At 42.8% G+C, this 10,340-nt stretch carries 4 protein-coding genes and 2 pseudogenes; 3 read left to right on the top strand and 3 right to left on the bottom strand.

Going from position 1 to position 10,340, the window contains the following annotated elements:
• From H5202_RS13660 to H5202_RS13650, 3 genes and pseudogenes are all read left to right on the top strand, one after another.
• Nucleotides 1-413, top strand: a pseudogene (locus H5202_RS13660) (hypothetical protein); the annotation flags it as partial.
• Between the two features lie 67 nt (nt 414-480).
• Entirely contained in the window at nt 481-1,704 is a 1,224-nt protein-coding gene (locus H5202_RS13655) for an efflux RND transporter periplasmic adaptor subunit (RefSeq protein WP_182772553.1), read from the top strand.
• 3 nt (nt 1,705-1,707) lie between these two features.
• Nucleotides 1,708-3,654 (top strand): MacB family efflux pump subunit, encoded by a 1,947-nt coding sequence (locus tag H5202_RS13650; protein WP_182772552.1) that lies wholly within the window; start codon nt 1,708-1,710, stop codon nt 3,652-3,654.
• Nucleotides 3,655-4,413: 759 nt separating this feature from the next.
• Here the strand turns inward: H5202_RS13650 and H5202_RS13645 are convergent.
• The 3 genes and pseudogenes from H5202_RS13645 to H5202_RS13635 form a co-directional block, all read right to left on the bottom strand.
• Nucleotides 4,414-5,618: pseudogene (locus H5202_RS13645) on the bottom strand (MFS transporter).
• Nucleotides 5,619-5,743: 125 nt separating this feature from the next.
• Nucleotides 5,744-6,739 (bottom strand): response regulator, encoded by a 996-nt coding sequence (locus tag H5202_RS13640; protein ID WP_182772551.1) that lies wholly within the window; start codon nt 6,737-6,739, stop codon nt 5,744-5,746.
• A gap of 14 nt (nt 6,740-6,753) precedes the next feature.
• Complete coding sequence (locus tag H5202_RS13635) at nt 6,754-10,089, bottom strand: MHYT domain-containing protein (RefSeq protein ID WP_182772550.1); 3,336 nt, start codon at nt 10,087-10,089, stop codon at nt 6,754-6,756.
• Between the last annotated feature and the right edge of the window lie 251 nt (nt 10,090-10,340).

Below are 10,340 nucleotides of genomic sequence, written 5' to 3'. Positions count from 1 at the left end.
GTAACGAGTATGCACCGCCATGCTCTAAAGGACCAGGTCAAAAAGTGTATACTTTTCATCTGTATGCGCTATCCAAATTTTTAGATATCGATTCGTCTGCCTCTGTGTCAGCCCCAGTTTCTGCCTCTGTGTCTGCAATAATGCTTCGACAAAGCATGCAAGGCTTCGTGCTGGACTCAGACTCTTTGACGGTGAGTTTTGAGCGACACAGTCAAACGCCGCAACGGGCTCATTCAACACAAGCTCATCTGCAAGAATCTCATTCGAAACCAGCTCATTCACCACAAGTTCATCCGAAAGAATCTCGTCTGGAACAAGCACAGCCACATAATGACAGCATGGATCCGCTGTCAACATTGCCATTGTGTGAACCCACTTTGAATACGACTTCTGCTGTTATTGATAGTAAGTAAACGCAAATCCGTTATTACAAGATTGTTAGCGCAGATTCAGTCACCAAAAAGACATTAAGAAATCCACATGAAAAAGAACATTAAAAACACCTTGCTGCTTATTACCCTTGGCGTAATCGCTGCCGTTGTAGGATACAAATACACTCAAGCACAACAAGATCAACCTATCTTTACCTCCGATGTGGTTAAACGCGGCAACATCGAAAAAGTAGTACTTACCAATGGCGTGCTTTATCCGTCTAAATTAGTCAGTGTCGGCGCTCAAGTGTCGGGGTTAATCGAAACAATGGACGTGAACGTTGGCCAAAATATAAAACAGGGCGACTTGATTGCTCAAATCGATAACTTAACTCAACAAAATGCCCTTAAAGAAGCCCAAGCATCACTGCAAAGCATTGATGCGCAATATCGAGCAAAGCAGGCTCAAATAAAAGTCGCACAGTCTGAATATGCTCGTAATAAAAAGATGCTAGTTAATGGCGCTGCTTCGGTATCAGATTTTGACTCAGCAGAATCGATATTGGCGGTTTATCTGGCTGAGCTTGATGAACTCAGTGCTGAAAAGGACAAAGCAATCATCAGTGTCGATAACGCCAAGCTTAATTTAGGTTACACAACTATTCGTTCACCTATTGACGGCACCGTGATTTACGTGTCGGTCGAAGAGGGTCAAACCGTTAATAATAATCAAGGTACACCCAGTATTATTGAGCTGGCGCAATTGGATGTAATGACGATTAAAGCGCAGGTATCTGAAGCTGACATTATCAATGTGAGTGCAGGACAAGACGTTTATTTCAGTATTTTGGGCGCGACAGCGAAAAAATACCGTGGTGTATTACGCACCATTGAACCTGGGCCAACATTACTTAGCGGCGCAGACAGCTCATTGATGATTGGCGATGATGAAGCGATTTACTACAACGCTCTGTTTGATGTTGAAAACCCAGACAACCAGTTGCGCTTTGGCATGACAGCGCAGGTATCGATTATTTTAGCCAATGCGCAAGATACTTTACTTGTCCCATCACAGATATTGATAACAAAAACGGGGCCAAGCGCTTCGTATCAAGTGCCAGTGATAGTAGACAACCACATTGAATATCGCAATGTTGAAGTGGGCATTAACAATAAAGTCTACGCTCAAATCCTCTCAGGGCTTAACGAAGGTGATCAAATCATGCTTGGTCAAACTTCAGCTAATGACGACGCGATTTCGATGACCGGCTTATCTAAGGGCAATATGCTCGGACAAAGTGTACCAGGTCTTGGTAAAGGAAAGAGGTTATAACTCATGGCTGACGTTCTATTAAATATTAAAGGTGTTAGTCGTTCTTTTACCGCCGGAGAGCAGGAGCTGACGGTACTTAACAACATTAACCTGCAAATCTGTCGTGGTGAATTGATTGCCATTATCGGCGCGTCTGGTTCCGGTAAATCAACATTAATGAACATCCTTGGCTGTTTGGATAAACCCAGTGCAGGCAGTTATTTCATTAATGGTCAGGACACATCCAGTATGGATGACAATGAACTAGCCGCACTGCGACGTGAATATTTTGGCTTTATCTTTCAGCGCTATCATCTTTTGGGAGATTTAACTGCGCAGGGCAATGCAGAAGTACCGGCATTGTATGCCAATGAGGGGCCGCAAACTCGACACGAAAAAGCTAAAAAACTACTGACTCGTCTAGGGTTAAGCGATCGTTTAGATCATAAACCAAGTCAGCTAAGTGGCGGCCAACAACAACGTGTCAGTGTGGCCAGAGCTTTAATCAATGGTGGCGATATTATTCTGGCCGATGAACCCACCGGCGCGCTTGATAGCAATAGCGGCGAAGAAATGATGAAGCTCATCCAAGAACTGCATCGCGACGGTCACACCATTATTTTGGTGACACACGATCCGCATATTGCTGAGTTTGCCGATCGCGTCATCGAGCTAAAAGACGGCGAAATCATTGCCGATAACCAAAAACGTATCCCAGCAGAAACGAGCTCGTTAATCACAGACAGACAATCTTTTCGAACAGATAAGAAGATAAACTGGTCGCGATACCTTGAAGCGTTAAAAATGGCGTTAATTGCAATGTCCAATCATCGTTTGCGTACGTTTCTTACGATGCTCGGCATTATTATTGGCATTGCTTCAGTGGTGTCTGTCGTTGCGTTAGGTGCAGGTTCGCAGCAATCTATTCTGGATAATATTGCCTCAATGGGCACCAATACCATTGAAATAAAACCAGGCACAGGGCGAGGAGATCGCCGCTCTGAAAGGGTTAGGTCGCTCACGGCAGACGATGCCAATGCGCTTAAAATATTGCCCTATGTGGACAGCGTTACTCCAACCGTTAGAACCAATGTTGCCATCCGTTATGCAAGTGAAACCGTCACAGGCTCAGTTCAAGGCGTGGGTACTGAGTATTTTCGGGTTCGTGGTTATTCGTTGGCCAAAGGACAATATTTTGCCGATGACAGTATCGATGCTTTAGAACAGGTTGCTGTTATTGACGCCAATACTGAGCAAACGCTTTTTTCTGACGGCAGTGCGCTAGGTAGCGTAATATTTCTCGGCCGCCTTCCTGTTCGTGTTATTGGCGTAACAAAGCCAATTGAAAGTGTGTCCGACAACAGTGATGAACTGAATGTTTGGTTGCCGTATACCACTGTTTCAGGACGTATTCTTAGACAAAATTATGTTAACGATATTACCGTAAGGATAGATGCCAATGTATCAAGCGATGTGGCAGAGCAAGGCATTATTAGCTTATTGACTATGCGCCACGGCAAAGTTGATTTTTTCACTATTAATACAGATACGATACGCAAAAGCATTGAAAAAACATCTGAAACCATGACGCTGCTGATATCAGCTATCGCGTTTATCTCTTTGTTAGTTGGCGGGATTGGGGTAATGAATATCATGCTGGTATCGGTAACAGAGCGAACGCGCGAAATAGGCATTCGTATGGCCGTTGGTGCCAGGCAAACCGATATTATGCGTCAGTTTTTGATTGAAGCTGTATTGGTATGTTTTTGTGGTGGCGCATTGGGGATTGGACTTGCTTATCTTATCGGTATGATATTTACCTACACAGGCAGCAGTTTTCAGATGATCTATTCGAGTACGTCAATAGTGGCAGCTTTTGCTTGCTCGACCTTAATCGGTATTGTGTTTGGTTATCTGCCTGCCCGCAATGCAGCTAAATTGAATCCGGTAGATGCACTTGCTAGAGACTAACATTTGCCAAGTAAATATGGCCACCCAAAATTAGGGGTTCTGATTAATCTAGTGGACAAGAATTTGGCTACTAGATTAGAAGCTTGAGCTACACTTTCTAACCTGTTGAGTCTACATTCGGTTGATGACTCAAACTTATTTTTGTCCAATGTGAGTTAGAATCCCATCCTAAGCATCCTAAATCAACGTGCCGGTAAAGTTGCTCAAGTTCGCTTAATTACGTCCCAAACAGAAGGCAAGGCCTATTTTTTACCAAATTATGCGTTCAGTATTTACTTAAGCGGTTGTTATTTTTTATGCAGCTATGTCACCGAATCGAAGTGCCATAAGAACAAATACTAACTGTTGAAAAATTATAGGAGCAAACTAACGGTTAATATTGAGGTTATTTTTAGCCAATCTGTTGTTATATTTTTCTAACTCTGCGTTTGCGGAACAGGATATCCATAAATGAGCAAGTTAAACACAAAGCCGAGGTGATGATTTTTGGCCAAAATTCATCTTAATAGTTTTGAAAACAAACTCAATAAAAACACTCCGTTGCCTATTCTCATTTTTCTGAATTAGTATCTAAATAAAATCAGTATGAGTACCTATTGCAAATATTAACCGACTCAGTACATTGTCGATGATATTGTAATTAGCAATATCATCGACAATGATTTCGGGAATGAGTTCGATAGTATTGTCACTACTGAGTCTGAAAACTTTTTAGCCATTTAGTTTGGTAATTGTATCGGGAATCAATCAAGCATTTGATTATGCAGGACACTGCTTTAATTGGGTATTTTTGTTATTCATTTGCAGATAACTTAACAGCCACATCATTAAGCCGCCGGCAAATAACACTGCCGCTACATAGCCTGTCTCGTTAGGCATTGCGCCTTGTGCGATAAACATGCCACCCACCCAAGGGCCGATAGCATTGGCGGTGTTAAATGAACATTGTACTAATGCCCCTATCATCGCGTGACCATTTGGCGATACGTCCATCAGTAAGGTTTGAATCAGTGTCGCTAAACCCACACTGCAGCCAATAAAGAAAATTACTCCATACAATAGCCAAATATTATGGCTGGCACTGACGTAAGCAAGCGAAAATATAATCGTACACACAAAGCAATACCAGTGGTTTTTAAGGCGGCGCGATCGGCTGCTTTGCCTAGTACGTAATTGCCTAAGGTACAACCAATACCAAACATTACCATCGCGATTGAAATTGTGTATGCCGGCGTTTCAGTGACCACTAAAATGGTATCGGCAATGTAAGTGTAAATGCAAAATACGCCACCAAAGCCAATAATCACAATGCCAAGAATTGACCAGACCAATTTATTCTTTAACACGCTAAACTCATTGATTAAATTTGACGGTTGGTTGTTTTCAATTTTAGGGATCACCACATATACACACACTAATGCAATTAAGGCGAGGGCAGATGCACCCGCTAAACAATAGCGCCAGCTTAAGTTTTGGCCGACTAAAGTGACAATGGGAACCCCTACAATAGTGGCTATGGTTAGGCCCATAAACACTTTAGACATGTAACTTGCACGTTTATTTTGAGGGGCAATATCGGCAGCCAATAAAATAGCGGCACCAAAATAAGCGCCATGGGGTAGGCCACTTAAAAAGCGAAATACAATAAGCTGTTCAAGTGAGGTTGCCATCGCACTTAAGCCATTAGAGATAAACATTAATGTCAGAAATATTGCCAAGGCATGGCGTTTTTTCATGTTGGCTGTGGTCAGCATTAAAATAGGGGCGCCGACAACAACGCCTATCGCGTAAGCACTAATCGCATAACCACTTTGTGACGGTGTTGAGGAAAATGTTTCACTAATTAATGGCAGCATTGGCATCATCGAAAACTCTGATAATCCCAATATAAATGTGCCTAAGGCTAACACTAACAAAATGGCGGTGGTGTTCAGTTGGCTTGGTAATGCAGCAGCCGGGGTCATAAAAAATCCTGTTGGTAATAAGGGAGTTGGGTGAATTGAACCATTAAGCGATTGAAATCGGGCAAAACCTAAAAACTAATTGGCCCGTTAGTTCACGACTAAACTAACGGGCCAATTACGGTCTATTAGTCTTGCCAGCGTTGCTTAATGTATAAAATACTGGGCAAAGATTGCTGAAATAGTGTCACTAACTGTGGGTCAAAATGTATGCCGCTTTGGTCATGTAAAAATGCCATGGCTTTGTCGACAGTCCATGCTTCTTTGTAAGGGCGTTTGCTGGTGAGAGCATCAAATACGTCGGCAATTGCCACAATACGTCCTTCAATAGGAATATCTTCACCTTTAAGTCCATGAGGGTAGCCGCTACCATCCCACTTTTCGTGGTGAGTCATGGCGACGACTTTGGCTAAGGCGATCAAATCTGAATCTGATTCACCTAGAATTTCGGCGCCGATTTCAGGGTGCTTTTTCATGATGGCAAATTCTTCATCGGTGAGCTTACCCGGTTTAAGCATAATGCTGTCGGGAATACCAATTTTACCAATATCGTGCATTGGTGCAGCATGGAGTAAATTGTCGGCGGCTGATTTTGATAAACCATAAGCAAGGGCAATGATTTTAGAAAAATGGCTCATGCGCATCACATGCATACCGGTTTCGTTGTCTTTGTATTCAGATGCTCGGCCTAAGCGTTGAATGACTTGTAAACGAGTACGGCGCAAATCGTCTGCCTGCACTAAAGACAAATGAGTACGAACACGTGCTTTAACCACCGCTGGGGACACGGGTTTAGTAATGTAGTCTACCGCGCCAACATCAAAGCCTTTGGCTTCATCTACTTCGTCACTTAACGCCGTAACAAAAATGACTGGTACCGCTTTGGTGCGTTGCTCTGTTTTTAGTTGCTGACAGACTTCAAAACCAGTCATACCTGGCATCATCACGTCGAGTAAAATCAAATCAGGCAGGTCGCGTTCAATTAAACGCAAGGCTTCTTCGCCACTTTTAGCAAATATCAGCCTGTACTGATCCTCAAGCATTTTCTTTAACACTCTGAGGTTAGCGGGTTCATCGTCGACAATAAGAATTGTCGGCATACGGTCTTGGTTGCTATATATCATTCAATTCAGTCTTTTTACTGTGCAGTAACATTGGACTCAAGTGCATTGAGTTGTGCTATTGCTTGTTCAAATTCAAAGTCGTCTAGAGCATGTTGTATGTTGATACATTGCTGTCGGTATGCCGACGGAGTGGCTGCAATTAGTGTGTCGACATCGTGTTCATTGTATTGATTTTCTTTTGCAGCTAAGCGAATAAGGTTAATGATTTGGATGAACTCATCAACGCTCATACGATCTTTTTCTGCGGTTTGATCTGGGTGTTGACTGATATCTTGAGTGCTAAGATAGGTTGTCACATGGTCAAAAGCCTGCTCAATAGTGGGCAGCAAAGCCAATAATTCAGTGCTGGATTTTGTCATGGCAGAGCGCTCAGCATCGCTAAATAAACGTGTAAGTTGCGTTAGCGATAAATTGCCAGACAACCCTTTGAGTCCATGTAAATGCTGACTAATAGCTGGCCAGTCGGCAGTTTGTATTAATTGTTTAAGCTGTTGGTTGCTATCGTGTTGTTTAGTCATAAATAGGCTGATTTCTTTCACGAGAGTGTCTTTACTTCCCCACATCGAGATGCCTTTTTTCTCATTAACCACTTGCCGGTTGTCGATATCAACAGCGGTGTTATCGACGTCCATATTGCTTTGTTCAAGTTTCAACACTTGGGCAATTTCATGATTAAGCAGCATCATATCGATAGGTTTATTGGCAAAACCATCCATACCGGCATCTAATGCTGCTTTTTTGTCTTCAGGCAGTACGCTGGCCGTTAATGCAATAATTGGCATATGCGGTAACTGTTCGTTTTGCTCTTGTTCACGACGAGTACGCGAGGCGGTTAATCCGTCCATGATAGGCATTTGCACGTCCATCAATACAAGATCAATTTTGTCGCTGCGCATCCGCAGTAGGGCTTGTTTACCGTCGCGGGCTGTAATAACAGAGTGGCCTTGGCGCTTCATCATAATGGTGAGCAAATCAATATTTTGCTGGATGTCATCAACTATCAAAATAGCCAGTGGTTGAATGTGACGGGGTATTAACGGAGTCAACGTGCTGTTGATGTGTTTTGGTGCGGTTAATGGCAAGGTAAAGCCAAAACAACTGCCTTGTCCAAATGTGCTTTTAGCGGTAATTTTACCGCCCATTAATTCAACCAATTGTTTGCTGATGGTTGTCCCTAGGCCAGTGCCACCAAAGCGTCGGTTCATGCTGGCATCTGCTTGAGCAAAGGCATCAAACACTAAGGCTAGTTGTTCTGGCGTCATGCCAATACCGGTATCGTTAATCGCAAATTCAATGCAACCGCTTGGTTTAACGCTAACATCGATGCTGACGCCACCTTCGGCGGTAAATTTAATCGCATTACCAATTAAATTAGTCAATACCTGACGAATTCGGTCTGGAGCACCATGATAAGACATTGCCACATCTGCTGATACATTCACATTTAAGAACAAACCTTTAGAACTAGCTTGTAACCATAGTGTCGATACCACCGAATCAATTTCTTCGATAACAGAGAAATCGCGTAATTCGAGATCGAACTTGCCTTTGTCTAACTTGGCACTATCGAGAACATCGTTTAGTAGGTGCAATAAAGACTTAGCAGACTGATTAATAGTACGTAAATGTTTTTGCTGTTCAGCGGGTAGCGAATCGTCGAGTAAAATGTCGCTAAAACCAATGATGGCGTTCATTGGGGTGCGAATTTCGTGGCTCATGTTCGCTAGGAATGCCGAGCGGGCAGATGCTGCTTGTTCCGCTTTGTCTTTGGCAATTAATAAAGATTGCTCCATTTCTTTGCGATCGGTGATGTCCATAATAAAGCCGTCGAGCCATTTATCTTGTACATCTATCCCGTCAACATGAGCACCATAACCGAGTAACCAGCGAATATCGCCGTTGGCATTATAAATACGGTATTCCAGCTTAAACACTTGCTCTGTGACGACTTGATTACCTATTTGCTCAAGGTCATCTGGGTGTACGTGTTGGTAAAAATGACGTTTTGGTGTTGTGCCTATATAGTCGCTTGCTGGATAACCGGTGATCTTTTCAACCGCGTCGCTAATAAATACCATCGGCCAGTTTTCAGTATTTAAACAGCGATAGGCGATACCCGGAATATTGGCGATAAGTGAGCGAAACTGGGCTTCGCTTTTAATTAGCGCACGTTGCATTTCAATACGGTGACGTAAGTCACTTATGTACATCACAAACAGGCTTTTACCTTCAATACATGCATGACCAATAGATACCCTAACCGGAATGACCGTACCGTTAACATGTAGCGCTTCTACATCGCGGCCAGTACTTTTTTGCTGCGCTATGTTGTGGTTAAAGAAACTGTCTAAACGGGCGTTAAACTCATCGATAAATGGACTCGGGATAAAGTCACGAATATTTTGGTGACACACATCTTCAAGTCGCCAGCCCAGGAGTAATTCTACCGCTTGATTGCCGCTTTCAATGCGCCCTTTAGCGTTAAAGGTAATGATACCGTCAACGGCGGTACTGATGGTCGCGCGATAGCGTGCTTCAGTTAATTTGGCTTGGTGTAACGAGGTTTGGTATTTAATCATCATGTTGACGGCTAACACCAATAAAATAATCACCACCGTAATCGTAGCAACGGCAATGCCTAAATACAGTGACATCTTTGTGGTTTGTTCAGAAAATTCAAACCCGGGTGGGCGGACAAAACGAGCCGCAGCCATACCGATGTAATGCATACCGGAAATAGCGCAGCCCATCACCATCGCTGCAATCGCATTTTTATGTAAATCACTTAATGCAAAACGACCTAGATGGTTCAAACTAAAACGTATCCACAGTGCGACAATGGCCAAAATAATGGCAATGACTATTGATAAGCCAAAATAGAATAAGTCGTAACGTAGTAGGGGAGCCATTTCCATAGCCGCCATGCCGACATAATGCATGGTGCCAATACCTGCACCGGTCAAAATACCGCCCACCACAAACTGGCTTAGCTTTGGTTTGGTTGTGGATATGACATTTAAGGCTACCCAAGATGCGGCAATACTCGGAATAAAAGATAACGCGGTTAAGCCGATATCATAGCTCACCGGAGTACATAAGCTGAATGCTAACATGCCAATAAAATGCATTGACCACACACCGCCACCAAGCGCAATGCTGCCACAGCTGGTGAGTAAGTAGCGTTTATATTTATTGAGTGTTAATGCTGCTTGCGATGCGACTTGTAATGCCATAAACGAGGCAAATATTGCGATAGCGATGGATATGCAAACGACTATAAGTTGAAAATCACCAACGATTAATAGGCTTTCATCTGTAACAGTAAAGAGTGTGCGGATTGTATCAAGCATAATAATTAGATGAATGTCACTTTTAGATAAGTATAAGGAAGCTATCGGCTTGGAATTAAAAAACATCAGTATTTGTTCGATTTTTAACTAAAACTTGCGCTAGATCAATGTTTAAATGATTTCTCGTGAGTTACAGTTTACGGTTTTGTGTTTTTTAGTTCCATTCTGTAGTTAACTTACGTGATGTTGTTGTAATAATGTTAATAGGTGTTTAGGTTCAGGTGTTTAGGTGTTTAGGTGTTTAGGTATTT

Source organism: Shewanella sp. SG41-4 (genome assembly GCF_014164505.1).
In the GTDB taxonomy this organism is placed as follows: Bacteria; Pseudomonadota; Gammaproteobacteria; order Enterobacterales; family Shewanellaceae; genus Shewanella.
Note: the sequence above shows the minus strand (reverse complement) of the source record. Positions and strands in the feature narration are given on the sequence as shown.